Below are 22,286 nucleotides of genomic sequence, written 5' to 3'. Positions count from 1 at the left end.
TAAAGTGAAAAAACATAATAGGATAGAAAATTAAGTCCTCCCCTATTTTTGTATAGCTTAAGATATATTAATCTTGTTTTTAACAAGCACAGAATAACTGTCATAAAATAATTTTACCTAGACAGATTACTAAGTGAAAATAATCTCAATTTACTGATCATTATTAGTAGTATTTTTTAACTTATAAGTCGTGAAAATCCACAAATGACTATGGTTAAGACAATTAAAGATTATTGGCGTATAATTTCCTATTCGGGAATTCAAAATCAAGAGAATTTGACGGCAGATGAAATAAAGATTAGAATCTTTTTTAACCAATCTATTTTTCTCGGCTTTTTCACCCTCTTTGCTTTCACCATTAATCTAGTTCCTTTAATTGGAAACGTTGCATATCTTAACCTATTCACTTGTTTGGCAATTGTTTTAGGCTTTATCTCTAATAGTTTAGGCTATTTTAATGTAGCGAAACGAATTGTTATTTACGGCATGTTTGCCACAGGTATCGTGATTACATTATTTTCTGGTCCCGACTTTTTATTCCATGTTTTTTTTACCACCATTTTGATTTTTTCATTGATACTATTTTACAAGAAAAAGTCTTATTTTGAACTTACACTATTCATTTTAATGACTTTTGGTGGTTATATTTTAGGCGAACTGAATATTTTGGAGATAAAAGGTCTAGACCTTCATCCCGACACCCCTGTAGCAAGAATTCTAAACTTAATCATACCTATTTCAATTGTTGTTTTATTTATAAGTTTTATTCTAAACTTAAATATACAAAACGAAAAAAAACTCAATAAAATTCTATTAGAAAAAGATGAACTGCTAAAGGAGGTATTGTTAAAAACGGTTGCGCTTGAACAGGAAGGTTCAATGTTAGAAGATGAGATTTCGAAAAGGTTGTTAGAATTGAATACACAGAAAAAATTACTCGAAATAAAAAACCAAGAGAAAGAAATACTCTTAAAAGAAGTACATCACCGAGTAAAAAATAATTTACAAATCATTGTTAGCTTAGTCAGTTTACAATCGAATAAATTTGAAGACGAAGCTGTCCTAAATGCATTTCAGGAAACCCAAAATCGCATCATCACTATGGCTTTGGTCCACCAAAGAATGTATCAAACTACTGACTTTGTGGCTGTGGAAATCAATAATTATATCGACCTAATCATTGAGAACATTAAATTGCTTTTTGAGAACAAAGCACCAGATATCCATGTGTGTAATAAAATTAATGCTATAGCGAAAGTGCATATAGAAACTGCGATACCTTTGGGGTTAATTATTAATGAGATTATTACTAACGCATTTAAACATGCTTTTATTGATGAAACTAACCAGGATGAGTTGCGCATTGAAATAACAAAATCGGACAAGGACTTATTCTTACTTAAATTCCATGACAATGGACCAGGATTCCCAGCAGGCTTTGATATTGACCAATCTGATTCATTGGGTGTCCAATTGATACTTGCCCTTATTGATCAAATTGAAGGAGAATTAAAGTATTATAACGACAATGGGGCGGTGTATGAAATACGCTTCTCCGTATAAGGATTTTTTATAGTCGGTAAAATTTATTAGGACTTGTATTGTCCTATTATTTCTTATGCTTTTGGGTTTTGTTTATGTGGCTTTCGATCAAACTCACTTTCTCTTCTCCCCTTTACATTTACAATTATTGGTTGTTATTTATAGATGGTTGTCTTTATACACCGTCAATTACCCCTTATTAAATGCATTTTTTTCGCCTTAAAACACAATCCGATTTTACCATGGTTAATCCTTAAAAGTAGACAAAATGAAAGACTAAAATTACAAACATTAATCAGTCATTATTAATTTGCGTAATTTAAACACTAATAAATCTAAAAAGAATGGAGGTTTGCGTAAAATATTATGCGTAATAATAACACAAAATACATATCTTACTGATTTGAAGCAATATAAAAATTATAAATATACATTTTCAAAACTTTCAATTTTAAACCAAAAGAAAATTATACCTTTATTGCGTGAAAACAACACAAAATATTGACGTTACTGTAGATGCCATAGTCTTTGGATACAACAAGGAAATTGGCGTTACGGTATTACTGATAAAAAGAAAGAACGATCCCTTTAAAGGACAATGGGCATTGCCTGGAGGATTTGTCGAACCCACAGAATCTTTAGAGCTTGCTGTTGCGCGAGAATTAAAAGAAGAAACTGGGGTTAAAATAAATTACCTTGAACAATTATACACTTTTGGTCAACCCGACAGAGACCCAAGGAAAAGAATAATTTCTGTAGCCTATTTTGGCATTGTAAAGTCGAGTCAATTTAAAAAACTAAAAGCTGCAGATGATGCCGAAGATGCAGAATGGTTTAAAATAAAACATCTCCCTGCATTGGCTTTCGACCACCAAAAAATTCTAAAAATGGCCATTGATCGCCTACGTTCAAAAATGATTTATCAGCCCATTGGTTTTGAATTACTCGATAAGAAATTTCCATTCTCAGATTTAGAACACCTCTACTCTACCCTACTGGGCAGACCGATAGATAGGCGGAATTTTAGAAAAAAAGTAATGGGTTTAGGTATATTGGAAGAATTGGATGAAAAGGCACCATCACTTGGTGCCGGTCGCCCTGGTAACTTGTTTCAGTTCAATAAGGCCACCTACAATCAATTGGTAAAAGAAGGCATGCACTTTGAAATTTGATGTAAATTATAGTTTCAGGGGGTAAAAGGATGCGTTTGAAAATTAGTTTTTACTTACTGTACTTTCATTTTTCATGTCAGACTTTGCTGTGTTAGTTTAAAATAATTAGATTTTTTTCTAAAAGGCAAATTAAGAATGGTAGAATGCATTCTATTTATAACAAAACAAGGTGTCTGGTATGTAGGTGATTATATAAGGCTGTCCCCAATCAAGGCTTTATGCTTGGTTATGTCGTTCTCTTTCCTGACCAATTTAACTATATAAGTTGCTATTTTTGCTACAAATAAATAATTATGTCGTTTTTGTTAAGAGTATTCTATGCTATTTTATGTTTAAGTAGTTTTTATAGCTTTAGTACTCAAATAATAGTAGTAAATACCAACGAAATCGGTCTTGGTTCGCTTCGTCAAGCAACTTATGATGCTGTTTCAGGCGACACTATTTCGTTTGACCCAAGTTTAATCTCCTCTTCAAGTGTGCGCATCATGCTAGATTCTAGTATCGTATTAAATAAAAACATCTCTATAAAAGGGCTTTATAACGCTACTGATACTTTGTACTTAAGTGGTTCGAATAGCACCAATATCATAAACGCTTCTTACACTGCAGAAATAAAGCTGGATTCATTGGTCTTAATCCATGGAAACAGTAGTTTTATTGAAGGCGGGGGATTAAATTTTTATAATGTAGACACCATAAGTATTGAAAATTGTGTTATCCAATTTTGTTCGAGTACAGGATCGGGAGGTGGTATTAAGATATGGTCTAATGGCGCTTTTTCTTATGATGTAGCCTATGTAACTATTTTAAATACCATTGTTGAAAACAATACTGCAAATGTAGCTGCAGGCGTTTCTATCAGTGCACCATATTCCCAAATAAAAATTGCCGATTGTTTGTTTAAAAATAATATTGCTAACTTAAATATGGCTGGAGGTGGCATACAAATATTTTCTGATGATTCTACAGATATCGAAATCAATCATTCTGAGTTTGATTCAAACATTGCAGATTCAGGGGCTGGCCTTTCTTTGATTGGTTCACCACACAGAATTTCATTATTTAAAAGTATTTTTAAAAATAATGTTTCAGCTGATTATGGTGGTGGAATTGGTGGATCTGGCTCTGGTTTATTCATTCAATTAGATTCTTGTCTTTTTACGGAGAATAAAGCGCATTTAGGAGCTGCAATCAGCACTTTAAGTACTTCATATATAGGTGTAAATAATTCAGAATTCATAAAAAATCATGCGTTTTCAGGTGGTGCCATTCATACCCACTCTGGCAGTGTAGGGCTTGGGCCTACTTTTATAGTCAATCATTGTCAATTTGAAGATAATTCAGCCGATTTTTTCGGTGGTTCTATTTACACATTAAAGCATGTAGAGATTATGGATTCTAATTTCAGTCTAGATTCGGCTGATTATGGAGGATCAGTATATTGTGTAAGTGCAAAGGTTTCTAAATCCACTTTTTCGGATAGTTATGCTGAAGTTAAAGGAGGTAGTATTTATACCAGATCAGGGAATCCAAGTTTAGACGTCATCCATTCTAGTTTTTATAATAATGAAGCGCTTTACGGTGGAGCCATAGCAATGGCAGCAAATTTTTCTTCGGGTTATAACTTGGGAGCAATGCAGATTGACAGTTCTGAAATATTTAATAATTCAGCGGATTATGGTGGTGCTATTCATATGTATGTCACAGATGGGTTCTCAGGGAACTCTGCTGGAAGTATGCATATTAACACCTCTAAAATATACAATAACAATGCTAATTTAGATGGCGGCGCAATTCACATGAGTAGTTCTAGAATTAATGGAACTAATCTTTCCAATACTACTGAAATTGAAGTGTATAATTCAACAATAGACAATAATGCCGCGATAAATAATGGTGGCGCTATCTATTCGGGTCATTTCGATATAGGTAAACCAATAAACCATGTTACCATTAATTACTCTACTATTTCTAACAATTCAGCTGCTAATGGTGGTGGTATTTACGCTAAATCTAAAGGCTCATCCCGTGCACGTGTTAAAGTGCAAACAAACTCCTCTAGTCTCATTAATAATGCTGCTTTGAATGATGGTGGCGCTATCTACGCATGGGCAGAATCAACCTATTCAGAATCCGATTTAGAAATTAACAATTCTACTATTTATGACAATTCAGCTGTCGGAATCGGAGGAGGTCTTTTTTCATATGGTAGTTGGAATTCAGCTGTTTTTGATTCCGAGATCACCCCTTCTTCTTCTATCCTAGCAAATAATGGCTTAAATGGAATTTATAATAACCAAAATCCAACGCTTCACTCTTTAGGGAATAACATATTTAGCACGAACAACATAGCAGGAAGTCATGCTGCAGACACTTTAGGCGTTAGCTTGTCCGCCATTAACCTATCCCCTTTGCAAAGTAATGGTGGATTTACCCAAACAAGAATGCCTTACCTGTCATCAATCGCAATAGATTTTGGAAACCTTTTAGATTCCACTGACGCACAAAATGTAGCAATTGTTGGACAACGTGATTGTGGCGCTGCTGAATTCTGTGCGAGTACTTCTTCAATCGATAGTATATTTGCTTGTGATAGTATAGTTTGGCAAGATGGAATCACTTATTCTTCTAATAACCATACTGCGACTTATTTTTTACAGAATGCAAATGGATGTGATTCTATTATTCATTTAAACCTTACCATTGGGACTACTGTCCATATTGATTCCTTTATAGTATGTGACAGCTTAACATGGATAAATGGCCTTACTTATTCACAAAATAATGATTCAGCTTTCGTGGTTTATACGAATCACTTAGGTTGCGACTCTATTGTATTCCTAAATCTTACCATTGCGGATAAGTATGCTGATACAATTTATGTAGATACTTGTGATTTCTATACCTGGACCAATGGAATAACCTATAATGTGAGTACCAACAATGTTTCAGATACCTTGACCAGTATTTATGGCTGCGATTCTATTATTTACTTAAACCTTGTGATTAGAAATAGTGATACTACATCCGCCTTAATCAATTCCTGTGCGGAGTATACCTGGATTGATGGAATTACATACACCTCGAGTAATAATACCGCTACTTATATATTGAACAATATAAACGGATGCGATAGTATCATTTATCTTCATCTAACCATAGACTCTATAGACACGGAAGTAACACATAATCAAGGGACACTTATTGCATCTGCTACAAACGCTACCTATCAATGGTTAGACTGTAACGAAAACTATAATTTAATCCCTGGCGAAATCAACCAGTCTTATCATCCAATAGTGAATGGTAATTATGCTGTAGCAATTACATACAACAGTTGTGTAGATACGTCACAATGTTTGGTTGTTGCGGGTATAGGTTTTAATGAGGTGGATAATTCTGCCATTTTTTCAATTCATCCCAACCCGACTACTGGTGAGCTGATTCTAGATGGAAAAATTTCTGAAATTGACCAAATTCTAATTATTAATCCAATGGGACAAGTAATTTTCAGGTCTAATAACGCCAAAACACTTAACGGTAAAATCTATCTAGATGGCCCTTCTGGTTTATATTTTATAAGAATTCTAAGTCAGAATGAATGGTTAACCTACAAAGTGTTGAAAAATTAACTCTTCCTATCTATTACCTGTATAATCACCTAAAAGAAAACAATCATTTTATAGCAACTTTGATTATTGAAACTGAAGGATAATCGGTGTAAAAAGGTCATTATGTGGGGGCGACTTTTCTTCATTCAATTATAGGTGATTCATTATTTTTTATTCTAAGTCGATAATATATCACGTATTTTAACGTTTTTAAATAGGACTAAAAACTTCAGGATGAAAAAATTGATGATTTGTTATTTACTATTAAATTTAGGCACCTTTGCTTTTGCGCAGGAAGAAAAGAAACCGAATACTTTAAAAGTTGGTTTTGGGCTCAGCCCCATTGTAAATTTAAACTCCCAATCACTTTACAATTATCCAGGCCGAACTAAACTCGTTGAATTGGGGTCAATACTAACCGGTGTAATTGACTTCAATAAAAACAACTCTTTTACTTATGGTGTTGGTTTTGTGTCTAAAAATACAACTTCGGAATTTACCTTTGGAACATCTAAAGAAAGATGGAATGGACTTGTGTTGCAGGCGGGTTACTTTCGGAAAATTTTGTTTATCCAAGATGCCGGCATTAATTTCGCGCTTGGTATTAATGGGATATATCAAGCGGGGATCTATAAATTAGAAGGCAATTTAATCGATCACAGAAAAAATAATTATCAATCACTGACAGCAGCGCCAGCTTTCAGGGCTGAATGGGTAATCACTAAATTCGTTTCTATCCACTCACAAATTGGCCTTGGTATATCTTTGTCAACTAATGGGTTTGAAGACGTGTTTAGCAATTCAAACATGAGGTATAAACCCTTGCAAAAAAACAATTTATTAGGGCAAACCGGAATTTCTATTTTTCTCTAATATCTGCTTGTAAAAGCTTTTATTACGCGTGCTCTACTCCTATTTTGAATGCCTGCTGCGGACCAAATGTTAAACAGATAAAATTCTTCTTTCCGCAGGATGCCCCATTGAGGGGGATAAATGATAGTAATCTATAAAATGGAGCAGCATGTACTGTTTAACACTCCTTTTTTATCCGCACTGACTTTATATATTTAATAAGATAGGAAAATTGATGCGTCCCTCCTTTTGTTCTTAAGGCTTGAAAATAGCATACTTATTTTTCATAGTACTAATCTAATCAAAAAAAAAGCTACAATTCTGATAAAAGTAAAGCTGTCAGGCCCACAAGCTTCTCTACTTTAGCTTCATCATAAGTATCTTCATGCGCCATTGAAAATTGACCTTTCACTTCCCCTTTGTCATTATCAAAATACTTTCCCGAATCATTTTTATAGTTTTCAGAGCATGCTAAATCGACTAAAATTGATCCTCCTTTTTCAGCAGGTGACCAATGGTGATCGAAAGCCTCCTTCACCATCTTTGTGTTTAGCAAGGAACCTGGATTTACCGCAATTACATTTATGGTTGGTTCATGTTGCGCGAGGTAGTAACTCCACATGGTTAGCGCTAATTTACTTTGGGCATAGGAATCGTTTTCAGAAACCGACTTTTTTCCAAACAGAACAGACTCACTAACTGTTGCTTGAGCTGCAGAACTTAAATTGATAATTCTAGGTGATTCAGCTTGTTTTAAACTTGGTAAAATGGCATTGGTTAACACATATGGTGCTAAATAATTGACCACCATTCTAACGTCTAGGCCATTTTTATTTCGCGTAGTTTTACTTTTGAAAACCCCCGCATTATTAATCAAAACATCTACTTTAGCAATCTCTTTTTTAACCTGTTCTGCCATTACTGAAACCGCTTTTAGATCTGAAAAATCAGCAACCAATCCTTTAATATTTTGGTTATTTGAAATTGTTATGATTTCAGCGATTACAGCATTTACTTTTGCTTCATTTCTTCCATGGATATAAATGGTATGTCCTTCGGACGCTAATTTAATAGCGGCTAATTTCCCTATACCATCCGTACTACCGGTAATTATTATTGTCTTTAGCATACTTTTATCCTTCTTTTAATCCGGTCAATCAAGCATTAAACTGCCATTTGTGCTGGTGTAAGCAACAATTTTGATAGCTGCAGAAATGTTATACACCGATTTTTAAGTCGCTCCAAAATAGTTGACAACATTTAATACTTTTGTTTTCTTAGTAGTAATTTTTGTAGGATTTTGTGATTTGGGGCCTGGGTTAGCGCACATTGTAAAATGTTTACTTACCCCAATAACACAAAAACTATTATTTTATCACTAAAAATTTAATTACTTTTTCTTGTGATTTTAAGCACGGTAATTAATGCCCATACTTCTACAGCAACAATCACTATGTGTGTCCAAAAATCAACCATAGGGGAAGCGGGCGCATTTATTAATGGAAATAATGGATCAATGATTGTTTCGAAACCTTCTCTGAATACATTCATGAATAATACCACTAAAAATTGCTTTGGGTCTTGGGTAATTAAAACGTAGATAGCAGCAATTGCCATTACTAAAGTTCTGGCGCCCATTTCATAAATAAGATTTAATGTGGGAACGCCTTCGACAGCCATCCCAGCATCTACCATCATCTGGTGGTTAAAGAAATACATGTACACTTGTCCCAGCATGATAAGCGTTAAAATAACCTGCATTATATTTACCCAGATTGGAATTTTAGAGTTTTTCATTGTCGTTCCCATTTTATTATATTATAGTCATTGTTTCGTGCTGTGGTAATCTCGATTTTGGCGTTTTGTCTGTTGCGTTAAAATCAGAATCTGATCTGTAACCTAAAGAGACTGCAACTAAGGCGGTATAACCTTTTGCTCTCAACCCAAATTCTTGGTCCAACGCTTTTACATCAATTCCTTCCATTGGCGTTGCGTCAATTCCTAAACTACCAACTCCCAACAAGAATTGTCCAATATTCAAATACACTTGTTTTTCCATCCAATGCTGCAGGTCTTTTAAATCATATTGGTGCATATCAGCAAATAACTTTCGTCCCCCGAATGTCCCTTTTTTTATCTCTTCGTTTGGATATCTACCGTCTTTATCCTCCACGTCTAATAAGTGCTTCATATAACTATCATCAGCACTTGTTCTCGCACAAAATAAAACTACAGCTGAAGCATCTAAGATTTTTGGCGTATTAAAATTGAAATTTTCTTCCGTTCCTTTTGTAATGCGCTCTTTTCCTTCTTTTGTTTCTGCAATAATAAAATGCCAAGGCTGTAAGTTGGTACTCGAAGGACTCATCCTTAATAAGTTTTTTATTTCCTCCATGTCCTTACCTGTAATCTTTTTGGTAGGATCATACGCCTTGGTGGTATATCGCCAGTTTAATGTTTCTTTTAAGTTCATTTTTATTGTTTTAATTTTATACTATCCTAATTATAGTGACAAATGTATATATAGTATATTTATTATGCAATAACGGTCATAAATGATAGTAGCATTCTAAAAAATACAATTTTATGATATTCAGGATTTAAGATTATTTTTATCTAACTATAAAAAATATAGTTGTATTGTTAAATATAGTAACTTATCTTCGCAAGAAACTATAGTAAATATGGGCTTTAATAATAACATAGGAAATGCATAAATTTAACGGAAAAGAATACCCTTGTTGTGCGAGCTTGACAATGGGTGTGATAGGTGGAAAATGGAAAACAGTCATTTTGTTTCATTTGATAGCGGAAACTTTAAGGTATAATGAATTGAGAAAAATGATGCCAACCGTAACTGAACGAACTTTGAGTTTGCAATTAAAAACATTAGAGGAAGACGGTATTGTAAAAAGAAAGGTATACACATCTAAACCACCATTAAAAGTAGAATATTCCTTGACTGATTTGGGAAAAACCTTAATCCCCTTAATTCAATCCATAGCGGAATGGGGACATGTTACAGCTGCAAATTTTGAAAATCAATAAAATATTACTCAGTGGAGCACTTCAGATTTAATTAAAGGTTTATTTTTGAAAAAAAACACAAGAATTTGGCCACTGAATCGCAAAATATCTACCTGACTAAAAGGGAAAAATTAAAATGCAAAAAATGCAACACTTCCATTCCACTTGGGAAAGCATTTGTAGGGGAAACAGAAAAATCGAGAGGTACCTGTTTTGCTTGTTCTGACTTTGTAGACTACACCTTGTTGCCTCCAGGAAACGCTGCCATGACCAGGCGTTCAAAAAAGCATTCCGATAAATGTGGTGTTTTACTTACCTGGAATCAACGCCGTAAACGATACGAACGAAAGGGACAATATGTAGAAGCTGCCGCCATTGAAAAAGCGAAGATAGAATGTGCTGCTGATCAAAAAGTACGTGACCAGAAAAATGAAAAAGCAGCCATTACCCGTGAAAAGCAAGATAAAATATACATCAATGACTTTGCAATAGCCATTCGTGAAGTCTATCATTCTTGTCCCAAAGGAAGAGAGTTTAAAATTGCCGAACATGCCTGTGAAAAACACAGTGGCAGGGTTGGAAGAACGGCAAATGCAAAGAAGTTTGACAAGCAAATGATTGATTTGGCTGTTGAGGCGCACATCCGTCACATGGAAACCAATTATGACACGCAATTTGGAAAAGGCAAAGGAAAAAAGGAGATTCGCTCAGACATTAAGTTTGACGTAAAACGCATCATGATGCAATGGCGTCAACTCCCTACCCTAGATTTATTTGAATAACTTGATTGAAGCCCGCGCAAGCGCTCCAACAAACACCTATCATATCAACACCAAGACCTGTCCAATTATTTCATTTTTTTGACCCTTAGCATCTCTGTAGTTAATTTTCCAAACATACATTTCGTTTGGATTAGAACGGCCTGCATAAGAACCGTCCCAAGCCACTCGTTGGTCGTAAGAAACATAAACTACTTCTCCCCAGCGGTTATAAATAATCATTTTAAAGTCTTCAATATTATCGGCAATCACTTCAAAGGTTTTATTAATGTTTCCAGCATTTGGCGTAAAAACAGATGGCACATAAATTACCGAACTCTCTACCTCGCTTAAAGGGGAACCAGGATCTAAAATTGGATCGGTATTTCCATTATCAACTATTGGAGTAACTTCTGTGATGTTGATTTGAATTTGTGCAGTAATCCCCGAACCGTCATTGGCTGTTGCAACAACAGTTATGGTTCCTAAGGTTAAGGCGCTCAATAATCCATTGGCATCAATTGTTGCTGTACCACTTCCATTGACTATGGTCCATGTTACATCAGTATTACTCGCATTCAATGGTAAAATTGCTGCACTCACCTGTAAATCATCTCCAACAGCAACGGTAGTTTCTCCGTTTGCCGTGCTCAAAGTAATGCTATTGACCATTACATTAGTATTCGCATTGGTTGCCCCTGCTAAAATGGGGGTATTATTATCCGTTTCATAAGCATAACTCTTGATCACAAATGTACCATTACCATCCCAGTTGACAAATATCCAACCGTAATGCGTATTACCGCCAACCTCAAATGATGCGCCAATATAAGTGTCAGTTGTTGGAAATAGGGTCGTTCCCCAACCTGGATCGACATAAGCATCTCCTTGATCGAACCAATTGCTATTCATATCTATGGTAGTATTTAACGGAACTCCCTGTATTACGTCCCATTCTGCTAAACTGACAGTTGTGAAGTGCTCATTCACATTGTTAAAAATTACACCTGGTTCAACTTGTCCACCAAAACCTTGGTCCTCAAAAGTAAACTCAGGTAAGCCATCTCCATCAAAATCTATATCAATCGCACCGCCAATTTGTAGTGTAACGTCATTGATATCGGTATAGACTATTGCAGCAGAAAGTTTTGTATAACTGCTGATAAAAAATAGTAGCGTAAGGATTGTAATTCGTTTCATTTTATGTCTGTTTTTCTAGCAAACGTCGGTAAATAGCATAGGTTGCCTATGTCCTTTTTTTAATTATCAGGGCTAAAAACGATAGTAAAACACTACTAAATACCGTTCACATTATGAACACTACACTTAACATCCTCAGCAAAGCGTTTTGTGTTTTTAATAAGGGAATTAGGTGGTGAAAAAGCCATATTTTAATTAAGTTTATTTAACACAAAACCCATGTAAACCGACTTCAATAATTTAAGTGTACTACTTTTTAGTTGTGGAGGTTAAAAATTTCATTAATAACATTTAAAATTGGCAGTACAAAGTCGATAATAAAACTACACTAAATGGTGCTGGTTCATTTATAGAATTCTTAAATTTGAAAGATGCTTTTAGTGGCATTTACACCTAAGTACAACCTAAGCTTATGAATAACACAGCAACGATACTTGATTTAATTAGAACGAAAAGCCCTTTAGTCCATAATATTACCAATTATGTAGTAATGAATAATACGGCTAATGGTTTGTTGGCAATTGGTGCCTCTCCTGTAATGGCGCATGCAATTGAAGAAGTAGAGGATATTGTTTCCATTTCATCATCATTAGTAATCAATATGGGGACCTTGAGTAAAAAATGGGTCGAGAGTATGATAATGGCGGTAAAAAAAGCAAAAACATCCGGCACCCCTTTTATATTTGACCCTGTTGGTGTAGGAGCTTCTAAATACAGAATGGAGACAGCACAAATATTAATAAAATCAGCTACACCTGATGTCATTCGAGGCAATGCTTCAGAAATAATGGCATTGGCACAATTAGCAAGCATCTCAAAAGGAGTGGATAGCAGCATGGATGGACAAGATGCGGTTGCTGGGGGGATTGAATTATCAAAAAAATTAAACAATACCGTTATTATTAGTGGAGCCATTGATTATATCATCACAGGTGACAAAATTTCGACCATAGAAAACGGTAGTCCATTGATGTCGAAAATTACAGGTATGGGCTGCACAGCTACTGCAATTGTTGGTGCTTGTATTGCGGTTGAAAACGACATGCATACTGCGGCAATAGCAGGTATGGGTATAATGGGTATAGCTGGTGACATGGCTGCAAGTGCATCCAAGGGACCTGGTAGCTTCCAAGTCAACTTTATAGATGCACTTTACCTACTGAACGAAACGACAATAAAAGCAAAGCTTAAGTTAAATGATTAAAATAGATTACTCATTAATGTTTGTCACTGATGATCGCATTGGTGACGATACTGCTTTCTTTTCAATTTTAGAAAGCGCTTTAAAAGGTGGCGCTACCATTATTCAACTGAGAGAAAAAACGCTCGACACGCTTCACTTTTATCTACGTGCTGTAAAAGCTAAGACGCTATGTGACACTTACAAAGTTCCATTAATTATTAATGACAGGGTTGACATTGCATTGGCTGTTGCCGCAGCAGGTTTACACATTGGAGAAAATGACCTACCCAAGGAAGTTGTCAGAAAATTAATGGGTCCAAACAAGATTATAGGAAGCTCCGTGAGCAACAAGCAACAAGCTATTACCGCTCAATTATCGGACGTAGACTATATTGGTATATCTCCTGTATTTTCCACCAGTAGTAAAATAGAAAACTTGGCCTCACCACTAGGAATAAATGGCTTAGTTGAGATCAGGAAGATATTTACAAACCCCATTGTTTGCATTGGTGGAATAAATAAGGATAATACTGGGAAAGTCATGTTAAATGGAGCCAATGGAATTGCCGTAATATCAGCTATTTCAAAGGCAGAAAGCCCAACAGCAGCAACAAAACAATTAAAAGAAATAATATGTCAGACTGGTTTAAACAAGTAAGAGAAAACACCGACAACATTGTCCATGAAATAAAAAACCATCCCTTTATTAAAGGTTTAATAGCGGGCTCATTACCAAAAGACGTCTTTCAATTTTACATCAATCAGGATGCACTTTACTTAGCTGAATATAAAAAGGTTTTGGCCACTGTTGGCATTAAATGTCATGCTGTGGAAGAAACACAATTTTTTTTAGATGCCGCAACAGGTATCTTAGCAGTAGAGGATGCACTGCACAAAACCTACATCAAAGACCTAGCCTTTAACACTGTCCCATCTCCTACTTGCGAACTTTATACCAGTTATTTAGCTCGAATTACTGCCAACCACTCACTATCGGAGGGACTCGCAGCAGTACTGCCTTGTTTTACGGTCTATAAAGAGATAGGTGATTACATTCAAGCAAATCAAAATGAGCAAGCAAACAATCCATATCAATCGTGGATAGATACATATGGTGGTATCGATTTTGAAAACTCAGTCAACAAAGCCATTGCAATTACCAATAAATATGCACAAAGTGCTGACAAGGAAACATTAAACAATATGGAATTGTCCTTTACAAAATCAACTAAACTAGAATGGTTATTTTGGGATAGCGCCTTTAAGAAAGAAGCATGGAAAATATAAAAAAAAGATACAATAGTGTATTAACTATTGCTGGAAGTGACTCTGGAGGATGCGCAGGTATTCAGGCAGATATAAAAAGTATTTCTGCTTGTGGTGCTTATGCTGCTTCCGTAATCACGGCCACCACAGCACAAAACACATTAGGCGTTTTTGATATACACCCAATTCCTGTTCCACACATTGAAAAACAATTAGAAGCTGTATTAAGTGATATCGCTTTTGGAGCGATTAAAATAGGTATGTTACATTCACCAGCAGTAATTAAGGCCGTCGCTTTAAAACTCAAGAAATATCCATGTAAAAATATAGTCATTGATCCGGTAATGGTAGCCACATCAGGAGATCAACTAATTACCTCAGAAGCAATAGAAAACTTGAAATTATTTTTGCCAGAAGCATGTTTAATTACCCCAAATATTCCAGAAGCAGTAATTCTATTGGGACAACCTATTGACAAAGCCAACCTTGAAGCTTCGGCAATTGCAATCGGAAAACTTTATAAAACTTCTGTTTTATTAAAAGGCGGACATTTAAATCCCCAATTAAACTGTATTACTGATTTGCTTTATTTGATAGACCAAGATATAATTATTGAAATTAAAAATCCTTGGGTTGATACTAAAAATACCCATGGCACAGGCTGTACATTATCTTCTAGTATAGCCGCTTTTTTAAGTCAAGGAAATAATTTGGAAACTGCTGTTAAAAAAGGATGTGCTTATGTTAACCAAGCCATATTACAAGGGAAAAATAGGACTTTAGGTCAGGGAAATGGTCCTGTCAATCATTTTGGTTTGTAATAAGAATAAGAAAACATAAACAACACTAAACAAAACACTAAACACACCTTACCTAAAGTGAAAGTTTATATAAAATTATTGTTGTTTCATTTTTAATGGCATACAATTATTAATGATATGACCATTGGTAGTTTTTCAAAACCCGATTAATTGTAATCAATAAGACTTTGCTTTAAAATCAATCCAAGTCTCCCCTTTATCCATTGAATACTTACCTTCAACACCTCCGAAAAGTCCATTAATTTTAAAGGTTTTTGCTTCAATCCGGACATTGTTTTTCTCCACCTTTATCTCCCCATCTTTATAAGCATAGGTCAGCCAATCCTTACCATTATTTATTGACACGCCCAATACATCTTGATTGCCATAAAAGGCAAAACCAATTTCATTTGTAATAAAAGATAGGCCTCTTGCCTTTAAACTAGAGTTAAACGCATCACAAATATAAATTTTCCAGTCTTTACCTTTATTATTTGACCGTAAAATCACCCCTTGGTATTGAAAAGTACTGAGCATACCCACCATATAGTAAATAGAGTCTTTTGAAATTAATCCCCCATAAGGCATAAAAGAATGAATGGTGTTTACTGGCTTTTTTGTATGGATGTTGATTTTTCCGTTTTGGTCCTTTTCATCAAAGTATAGTGTTTTCCATTCCCAATTCCCATTAACTTGCTTAATATAGATTCGTGCGCCACCAAAAGCTCCCCTTAACTGTATACTATCTCTTCCATTAATAAAAACAGTACCGGTATCAGACTGTATTTGAGTGTGCGCACTAAAAGCGAGCAACATAAATGGAATTAATAATTTCATAAAAACAATTTTTCGTAAGATTTATGATACATCATAAACTATGCTCTACGCTTCAAGTCTGGTCATTAAATTTCTGTAATTAGTTCATTTTAAAAAATAAAACTCAAAACAAAACCTATTGTTTTAAATTAAACTAGGCTATTCGTTTTCTCAAGCGAACAACTAATTAAAAAATTAATCGTCTTAACAAAAATCTAACGCATAGTTATTATGTACAAAACCATTAAACTAATTGTCTTTCTATGTTTTACAACATTTACTCCATTAAGGGCACAAACTTTTGAGTGGGTAAAAGCCTTCAATGGCCTCCTTTTTAACGATTGTATCTCGCTTGACTTAAGTTCATCTGGACATTTAATCACTGCGGGTACCTTTTCTGGTAGCGCAGATTTTGATCCAGGACAAGGAACAACAATGCTTACATCTGTTGGTTTTACGGATGTATATGTTCAAAAAATGGATACTTCAGGTAATTTTATTTGGGCCAAATCGTTTGGTGGTATAATGGGTGAAAACATTAATCAAGTGATTTCAGATGATTTAGGAAACATCTATATAATCGGGGGGTTTAAAGGTACTGTTGATTTCAATCCAGGGTCTGGCACAGTAAATTTGACATCAAATGGAGTTTCTGATTCATTTATATTAAAATTAGACCCCTCAGGAAACTTTCTCTGGGTAAATTCATTAAGTGGTACTTCTGTGGCAGTCCCATACGATATTGCATTGGATTCTACTGGTAACATCTATACAGTAGGAGGATTTTCTGGAACAATTGATTTTGATCCTGGATCGAACACAATGAATTTAACTTCGAATGGACAATCTGATGTTTTTGTCCATAAAATGGATGCAAATGGAATTTTTCAATGGGTTAAAACTCTTGGAGGTACTAATCAAGAACGTGCCCTTTCAGTAATTACGGATAATTCTGGACACCTATACATTGCAGGTGAGTTTTCCGACACAGTAGACTTTGATCCAGGCAGTTCATTGACAAATCTAAGCTCGAATGGACTGTCAGATGTTTTTATACTAAAATTAGACCTTGATGGTAATTTTGTTTGGGCAAAATCATTCGGAAGCGTAACTGAAGACAATGTTTATGATATAAGTGTGGATGAATTTGATAACGTATATACACTTGGCCACTTTGCAATAGCAGCAGATTTTGACCCGAGTGCGGGGGTTTATAATTTAACTACAATTGGATCAACCGCGCTTTTTGTTCAAACAATGGATGCTGCCGGCAATTTTATCAAAGCAATTACTATTGGTGGATATGATAATATTGTTGGCCGAGCGATTACAACAGATCATTTAAACAATTTATATATTACAGGCGATTTTAGTGGTGATATTGATTTTAATCCTGGGGACGGCACCACTAACCTATCCACAATAGGGTCGACAGATATGTTTATAGTAAAAATAGATTTTTTAGGTTTTTTTAAGTGGGTAAAAACTTTTGGAGGTACAGGTCAAGTTAGCGGAAATGCAATTAGTGTAGACACATTAGGAAATATTTATACAGGAGGTTGTTTTTCTGGAACTGCTGATTTTGACCCAAATATAGGTGTCGCAAACTTAAGTGTGTCAGGTAACACATTTACCGATAATTTTGTGCATAAGATGAGTCAATGCATGACTACTATACATGTTACTGATCATCAAACGGCATGCAATAGTTATACTTGGATAGACGGTACAGAATACACCTCTTCTAACGTTGTTGCTACTCATAATTTAATCAGTGCTTATGGTTGTGATTCTATCATCACCTTAAACTTGACAATTCATACAATGGATATTTCAACTGCTATGAATGGTCTTCATTTACAATCAAATAATGCTTTAGCTACTAGTTATCAATGGTTGAATTGTGACAATGACAATGCCGTTATTCCGAATGAAACAAATCAATCGTATACAGTTACTTCTAACGGAAGTTACGCTGTTATAGTCAACGAAAATGGCTGTGTAGACACTTCCACATGTATGCTTGTTGATTTTGTAGGATTAAATCAGACCAATAAGCAAACAATCAGCCTTCACCCTAATCCAGCAAAAGGAAATAGCACCCTTTATTTTGATCAAATTCAAAAAGAAAGTATCATTTCCATATTCTCGACTAACGGCCAATTGATCCAACAAATAATTCTTAAAGATGACGACCAACAAACAATCGACTTAGGTGAACAAACTAGCGGACTTTACTATATTAATGTCACAAATAAATCTGGCAATTCAACTCAGTTTATTCTTATAAATGAGGAATAATAGAAAATCTATTTAATACCTTAAGCCACACAATACCTCGTTAAAAACTCACCCTTAGGGTATTTTTCAAAACGTAATTGGTTTTTCTTACATCCGCAATATTTCTACTGTCGTGGGTCAAGGAATAAATCAATAGAAAGCTTAAATATTCGTTGATTTTAAAGCGCAAGGCAGTTTCACTCGAAAAACGGTAATTGCCGTAATCTATTAATTTGGGTTGATAATATGCTATGGTATTAATGCCTACAGTTTCATTAAATTGTCCGTCAAATGAAAGGTAACTGGTTGATAACACATCAGTGGAACTGCCAACATCTAATAATTCTTCATACTCTCCCATCATGCCTGAACCGATACTCAATTGGTATTTTTCTTCGTTTACTAAATTTAATCGTAGTCCGACTCCGGCTAGTAGTCGCAAATTAATTTTCTGTATCTTATTAAATTGTCCTTGTTGAAAGGCCTCAAAACTGACATTACCAGAATCTTTAAATACGTAGTTGTACCTAAAATGCTGAAAACCCTTATTGACAAAGTTATCGCCTTCAGACTTTACAAATGAATGGTCGGTTACAATCAAAAATTGATGTTTCTTTTTTACATACCCCAATTGTACTTTATCTCCTATCTGTAAGAGCTGTACTGTATTCATGGTGAAGTTGAAGTTTAACTCTGCACTACCACTAAATCCTTGTTTATTATCGGTCAATCTTTTATTCTCAATGTTTACAATTTGGGAAAAAACGGTTAGATGACTAACGAAAAGGGAAAAAAAGAAAAGATATTTCATGCGATTTTTTTTGCAAAATTAAAACACTTTTTAGACTTGAGGTCAATTTAAGTTTATTTCAAATGATTAATGCCTTAATTATTTTTTCATAATATATTAGTTATTCATATATTAGCTAATATGAAAATTAGCTTATTAATCGTAATTAAACTGCTTACACTTTCAATTTTTTTGAGTCTTTGGGGATGTAAAAAGATTAAAATTAACAATGGCTTAGCTTTAGAATATCCTTATAAACTATCAAACTCAATACACTATTATGTTGGCACTGACTTTTACCAATTCAAGTCTAACTATATCTACCATATAAGAGAAGGTTTAGGCGCGCCAAGAGGATTGTATAAACTTTCATTTGATTACACAACAGAAAAGCATTTAGCCATTAATTCAAACATCAGCAGTGTTATACAATTGCCTGACGGGAGATACTTGGCGCTTACACCAAGAGAAATAGATAATTTATACCTCATACCTGAAGATTTTTCAAGTTATGAATTGCTGTCCATAGTCAATGCCAAAAGTGCGACAAGTCTTTACTTAGCCAATGATGGTATAATCATAATTCGAGCAGAAATTAACTATGGACAATCCTATGTTTTGAAACTAGACTTTGATTTTGAAAAGGTTTGGTACAAGTCATTGGGATTGTTAAAACAAGCAGGTCATACTCTAAATGCCGACAAAAAAGAACTTTATTTAATCACCAAAGAAAATCAAATTAAAATAATCAATACCCAAGATGGAACAGAAATTAAAGAATTTGACCCAAAACTGGATATAGAAACTATAGTGTGTGAAAATGATGCTTTTTACACCATGGGTTTGAATGGGTATAGACTCAAGTGCACCAACGATATAGTAGTACGAAAACACGATTTAGCTGGCGAAATAATTTGGGAACACGTTGCAGGAACAGCTAAAACGAATGATGCAGGATCAAATATTTTGATCACAAATGATCAGGTACTCATCTCTGGGAAATATGGACAACCTGATTGCTTCTCTTATGGTAGTGTTTTTAATCCAAATCATACTTCCATCCTCTTCTTGTCATTAAATAAAAAAACGGGGGCTGTTTTGGGAAGTGTGGTCAAGGGTTATGATGAGGAGTCGAGTTATGGTGGTTTCATAATAGAAAGTAACAATAATCAACTTTTACTTTTAGCGGCTGAATATGATAAAAAAACGAAAAAAACACATACATATTTGTACAATGTAAAAGAAAAATAACAATGCATCAGTTTTACTTATGTACTCGGCTTTCTTGAAAAACCTTCAACCACTCACTCCGCAATTTTCCTTTATGTTCTGGGTCACGGGTATCCTTGTATTTACTGATTAATTGACCTGAGCAAATAGAATCGTAATATTGTTGGTATGTGTTCTGTATGTCGCTTAACCCGGTTGGAATGGTTGGGTAATAAAATTTAGGGGTTAAGTAAGCTGAAATAATTAATCTGTCTGACTCGAGCGCGCAATACTCTTGCACAAATAGATTATTCAGACTTATACCTTGTCCGTCGGGTTTGATATAATTCCTCCTATAACCAGGTAATTCATCCATCATAGACGAAGTAACCAACAGGCCATTATCGGGAATTAGAATGTTTTTTTTCCACATAGTAGTCTTGGGTAGCTCGGGGTAACCTTCAATACCAAACAATATAATCACTTCATCTTTGGCACTTTCTGGAATTACATAAATGGTTTTTGCGTCTTGTTTTAGTGCAATAAGTTTTACAGCACCAAATACCATTATTACAACAATAATCTGTACCGACCAATAAGCCTTGACACCTACTCTTTTTTTTGAAAAAAAATCGTTGATTAAATACAGTCCAACTGCCACTAGTAGAATCCAAACATGCGTGTATCCTTTCAAGTTGGTCCAAGCAATTAAATAGAATAAAATAAAAGCCAAATAAACAACCAACAAAAAAGCGATTAATTTTATTGGAGAACCAACCAAACGCAATAGGATATTTTTTTGCGACTTTAAATCTTTAGTCAAAAAAGCAATACCATATAAAAGCAAGGATAAGCCTAAAAAATAAAAAGGAGCGAGATCATAAACGTACCTTGAAAAATCTCTTAACGGATAAAATAACATGGTAAAATAAAGACTGAATAACAAAGCCATGAATCCGAAGAATCGCAAGGGAGAACCAAAAACGTGGTGCAGCGTTAATTTCATCAGTTATTTTTAAGTTTTATTCAGTAACAAAACTAATTAAAAAATAAACCAAACATGACATTTCTACAGTAATCGTCGAACCAATACTTTAATTCAGGACTTAAGAGTGACAACCTTATCTCTATTTAAAGTATAAATGTAAATAAACACCACTATATCCTTGTATATATTAGAATTAACTTCTTATTTTAATCCGTGATAATAATTTACTGTAACCATTTCCCTGCAACGACAAATTGTACGTTCAAAAAAAATAATTTACCCATTAATGAATAATAAAAGCATAGCTCAATCTAAATAAAAAAATAGACCTTTATATAAGGCAATTTGAACAAATATTTTTTAAATTAGTAGTTATGATACTTAAAAGATACATTTTAACCATAATATTATTATCTACCACTGTCGTTTTTGCACAAAGACCGCGAGAAGTCCAATTAGAGGATGAACCTTTTGATTTTACGGATCCGATTAAACTTATTTTTATCGTAATCATCCCTATTCTCTTACTTATTATCGGGAGTATTTACTTTAAAAAGAGAAAAAAAGGTAGAAAAAAATAAAAAAAACCTTCTTACAAATTCGAAATGTTCAATGGTCAATAGACTTCATTTGTCGACTATCATGGTACTAGGTGTTTTTAATTATTTAGAATAAAATATCACCAATTTTTATGCGTTAAATCTTATATTTTTTTTTCTGCAAAGTCTCCAATAAGCTATGTCCCCTATCATACGATTTGCTATCTTCACCAAGATAAGTTTCATATTAAAT

At 34.4% G+C, this 22,286-nt stretch carries 20 protein-coding genes; 13 read left to right on the top strand and 7 right to left on the bottom strand.

Annotated features, from left to right (window positions below):
* The first annotated feature begins 210 nt into the window (after positions 1-210).
* From DNU06_RS06945 to DNU06_RS06930, 4 genes are all read left to right on the top strand, one after another.
* A complete protein-coding gene (locus DNU06_RS06945; protein ID WP_158526838.1) occupies positions 211-1,563 on the top strand; it encodes a sensor histidine kinase in 1,353 nt (450 codons plus the stop codon).
* Positions 1,564-2,024: 461 nt separating this feature from the next.
* Positions 2,025-2,714, top strand: a complete 690-nt coding sequence (locus DNU06_RS06940) for an NUDIX hydrolase (protein ID WP_111062518.1) — start codon at positions 2,025-2,027, stop codon at positions 2,712-2,714.
* 293 nt (positions 2,715-3,007) lie between these two features.
* Positions 3,008-6,346: a T9SS type A sorting domain-containing protein gene (locus tag DNU06_RS06935; protein WP_111062517.1), complete on the top strand. Its 3,339-nt coding sequence runs from the start codon at positions 3,008-3,010 to the stop codon at positions 6,344-6,346.
* 213 nt (positions 6,347-6,559) lie between these two features.
* Positions 6,560-7,198, top strand: coding sequence for a hypothetical protein (locus tag DNU06_RS06930; RefSeq protein ID WP_111062516.1), 639 nt, complete (start codon positions 6,560-6,562; stop codon positions 7,196-7,198).
* Between the two features lie 292 nt (positions 7,199-7,490).
* Here DNU06_RS06930 and DNU06_RS06925 read toward each other — a convergent pair whose 3' ends face one another.
* The 3 genes from DNU06_RS06925 to nfsB form a co-directional block, all read right to left on the bottom strand.
* Positions 7,491-8,306: an SDR family NAD(P)-dependent oxidoreductase gene (locus DNU06_RS06925; RefSeq protein WP_111062515.1), complete on the bottom strand. Its 816-nt coding sequence runs from the start codon at positions 8,304-8,306 to the stop codon at positions 7,491-7,493.
* 257 nt (positions 8,307-8,563) lie between these two features.
* Positions 8,564-8,974: a hypothetical protein gene (locus DNU06_RS06920; RefSeq protein ID WP_146239173.1), complete on the bottom strand. Its 411-nt coding sequence runs from the start codon at positions 8,972-8,974 to the stop codon at positions 8,564-8,566.
* A gap of 16 nt (positions 8,975-8,990) precedes the next feature.
* On the bottom strand, positions 8,991-9,650 hold the full coding sequence (gene nfsB / locus DNU06_RS06915; RefSeq protein WP_111062513.1) for an oxygen-insensitive NAD(P)H nitroreductase: 660 nt from the start codon (positions 9,648-9,650) through the stop codon (positions 8,991-8,993).
* 236 nt (positions 9,651-9,886) lie between these two features.
* Between nfsB and DNU06_RS06910 the strand changes: the two genes are divergently transcribed.
* On the top strand, positions 9,887-10,225 hold the full coding sequence (locus DNU06_RS06910; RefSeq protein WP_111062512.1) for a winged helix-turn-helix transcriptional regulator: 339 nt from the start codon (positions 9,887-9,889) through the stop codon (positions 10,223-10,225).
* 65 nt (positions 10,226-10,290) lie between these two features.
* Entirely contained in the window at positions 10,291-10,986 is a 696-nt protein-coding gene (locus DNU06_RS06905) for a DUF2293 domain-containing protein (RefSeq protein WP_111062511.1), read from the top strand.
* A 39-nt stretch (positions 10,987-11,025) separates the two neighbouring features.
* On the opposite strand, the gene DNU06_RS06900 is transcribed toward DNU06_RS06905, so the two are convergent.
* Positions 11,026-12,162 carry an Ig-like domain-containing protein gene (locus tag DNU06_RS06900; RefSeq protein WP_111062510.1) on the bottom strand — a complete coding sequence of 379 codons (1,137 nt, stop codon included), beginning with the start codon at positions 12,160-12,162 and terminating at the stop codon, positions 11,026-11,028.
* 412 nt (positions 12,163-12,574) lie between these two features.
* Here DNU06_RS06900 and thiM point away from each other — a divergent pair, with 412 nt between their 5' ends.
* Genes thiM through thiD form a run of 4 tightly spaced genes read left to right on the top strand, consistent with a single transcriptional unit; the run spans position 12,575 to position 15,432 of the window.
* Positions 12,575-13,366, top strand: a complete 792-nt coding sequence (gene thiM / locus DNU06_RS06895; RefSeq protein WP_111062509.1) for a hydroxyethylthiazole kinase — start codon at positions 12,575-12,577, stop codon at positions 13,364-13,366.
* Entirely contained in the window at positions 13,359-14,003 is a 645-nt protein-coding gene (gene thiE / locus DNU06_RS06890) for a thiamine phosphate synthase (protein WP_111062508.1), read from the top strand. The genes thiM and thiE overlap by 8 nt, the downstream gene beginning before the upstream one ends.
* Positions 13,979-14,632, top strand: a complete 654-nt coding sequence (tenA, locus tag DNU06_RS06885; RefSeq protein WP_111062507.1) for a thiaminase II — start codon at positions 13,979-13,981, stop codon at positions 14,630-14,632. Before thiE ends, tenA begins: the two co-directional genes overlap by 25 nt.
* The gene (gene thiD / locus DNU06_RS06880) at positions 14,620-15,432 is read left to right on the top strand and encodes a bifunctional hydroxymethylpyrimidine kinase/phosphomethylpyrimidine kinase (protein ID WP_111062506.1); all 813 of its coding nucleotides are present in this window, start codon (positions 14,620-14,622) and stop codon (positions 15,430-15,432) included. Before tenA ends, thiD begins: the two co-directional genes overlap by 13 nt.
* A 156-nt stretch (positions 15,433-15,588) precedes the next feature.
* Here thiD and DNU06_RS06875 read toward each other — a convergent pair whose 3' ends face one another.
* The gene (locus DNU06_RS06875) at positions 15,589-16,248 is read right to left on the bottom strand and encodes a hypothetical protein (RefSeq protein WP_111062505.1); all 660 of its coding nucleotides are present in this window, start codon (positions 16,246-16,248) and stop codon (positions 15,589-15,591) included.
* 210 nt (positions 16,249-16,458) lie between these two features.
* On the opposite strand from DNU06_RS06875, the gene DNU06_RS06870 reads away from it, so the two are divergent.
* Positions 16,459-18,528, top strand: a complete 2,070-nt coding sequence (locus DNU06_RS06870; protein WP_111062504.1) for a T9SS type A sorting domain-containing protein — start codon at positions 16,459-16,461, stop codon at positions 18,526-18,528.
* A 40-nt stretch (positions 18,529-18,568) separates the two neighbouring features.
* Here DNU06_RS06870 and DNU06_RS06865 read toward each other — a convergent pair whose 3' ends face one another.
* Positions 18,569-19,318 (bottom strand): DUF481 domain-containing protein, encoded by a 750-nt coding sequence (locus tag DNU06_RS06865; protein WP_111062503.1) that lies wholly within the window; start codon positions 19,316-19,318, stop codon positions 18,569-18,571.
* Between the two features lie 120 nt (positions 19,319-19,438).
* On the opposite strand from DNU06_RS06865, the gene DNU06_RS06860 reads away from it, so the two are divergent.
* The gene (locus DNU06_RS06860) at positions 19,439-20,548 is read left to right on the top strand and encodes a hypothetical protein (RefSeq protein ID WP_111062502.1); all 1,110 of its coding nucleotides are present in this window, start codon (positions 19,439-19,441) and stop codon (positions 20,546-20,548) included.
* Positions 20,549-20,561: 13 nt separating this feature from the next.
* Here DNU06_RS06860 and DNU06_RS06855 read toward each other — a convergent pair whose 3' ends face one another.
* Positions 20,562-21,512: a hypothetical protein gene (locus tag DNU06_RS06855; protein WP_146239172.1), complete on the bottom strand. Its 951-nt coding sequence runs from the start codon at positions 21,510-21,512 to the stop codon at positions 20,562-20,564.
* Between the two features lie 356 nt (positions 21,513-21,868).
* Here DNU06_RS06855 and DNU06_RS06850 point away from each other — a divergent pair, with 356 nt between their 5' ends.
* Positions 21,869-22,075 (top strand): hypothetical protein, encoded by a 207-nt coding sequence (locus DNU06_RS06850; RefSeq protein WP_111062500.1) that lies wholly within the window; start codon positions 21,869-21,871, stop codon positions 22,073-22,075.
* Positions 22,076-22,286 lie beyond the last annotated feature (211 nt).

This window comes from Putridiphycobacter roseus (assembly GCF_003234935.1).
In the GTDB taxonomy this organism is placed as follows: Bacteria; Bacteroidota; Bacteroidia; order Flavobacteriales_D; family Crocinitomicaceae; genus Putridiphycobacter; species Putridiphycobacter roseus.
The sequence above is the reverse complement of the archived record's forward strand: the minus strand, read 5'-3'. Positions and strand labels throughout refer to the sequence as shown.

Bases quoted from the DNA above. Each gene is read 5' to 3' on its own strand.
- DNU06_RS06945 (WP_158526838.1), top strand. From the start codon at position 211: ATGGTTAAGACAATTAAAGATTATTGGCGTATAATTTCCTATTCGGGA.
- DNU06_RS06935 (WP_111062517.1), top strand. From the start codon at position 3,008: ATGTCGTTTTTGTTAAGAGTATTCTATGCTATTTTATGTTTAAGTAGT.
- DNU06_RS06930 (WP_111062516.1), top strand. From the start codon at position 6,560: ATGAAAAAATTGATGATTTGTTATTTACTATTAAATTTAGGCACCTTT.
- DNU06_RS06925 (WP_111062515.1), bottom strand. From the start codon at position 8,306: ATGCTAAAGACAATAATAATTACCGGTAGTACGGATGGTATAGGGAAA.
- DNU06_RS06920 (WP_146239173.1), bottom strand. From the start codon at position 8,974: ATGAAAAACTCTAAAATTCCAATCTGGGTAAATATAATGCAGGTTATT.
- nfsB (WP_111062513.1), bottom strand. From the start codon at position 9,650: ATGAACTTAAAAGAAACATTAAACTGGCGATATACCACCAAGGCGTAT.
- DNU06_RS06910 (WP_111062512.1), top strand. From the start codon at position 9,887: ATGCATAAATTTAACGGAAAAGAATACCCTTGTTGTGCGAGCTTGACA.
- DNU06_RS06900 (WP_111062510.1), bottom strand. From the start codon at position 12,162: ATGAAACGAATTACAATCCTTACGCTACTATTTTTTATCAGCAGTTAT.
- thiM (WP_111062509.1), top strand. From the start codon at position 12,575: ATGAATAACACAGCAACGATACTTGATTTAATTAGAACGAAAAGCCCT.
- thiE (WP_111062508.1), top strand. From the start codon at position 13,359: ATGATTAAAATAGATTACTCATTAATGTTTGTCACTGATGATCGCATT.
- tenA (WP_111062507.1), top strand. From the start codon at position 13,979: ATGTCAGACTGGTTTAAACAAGTAAGAGAAAACACCGACAACATTGTC.
- thiD (WP_111062506.1), top strand. From the start codon at position 14,620: ATGGAAAATATAAAAAAAAGATACAATAGTGTATTAACTATTGCTGGA.
- DNU06_RS06875 (WP_111062505.1), bottom strand. From the start codon at position 16,248: ATGAAATTATTAATTCCATTTATGTTGCTCGCTTTTAGTGCGCACACT.
- DNU06_RS06870 (WP_111062504.1), top strand. From the start codon at position 16,459: ATGTACAAAACCATTAAACTAATTGTCTTTCTATGTTTTACAACATTT.
- DNU06_RS06865 (WP_111062503.1), bottom strand. From the start codon at position 19,318: ATGAAATATCTTTTCTTTTTTTCCCTTTTCGTTAGTCATCTAACCGTT.
- DNU06_RS06860 (WP_111062502.1), top strand. From the start codon at position 19,439: ATGAAAATTAGCTTATTAATCGTAATTAAACTGCTTACACTTTCAATT.
- DNU06_RS06855 (WP_146239172.1), bottom strand. From the start codon at position 21,512: ATGAAATTAACGCTGCACCACGTTTTTGGTTCTCCCTTGCGATTCTTC.
- DNU06_RS06850 (WP_111062500.1), top strand. From the start codon at position 21,869: ATGATACTTAAAAGATACATTTTAACCATAATATTATTATCTACCACT.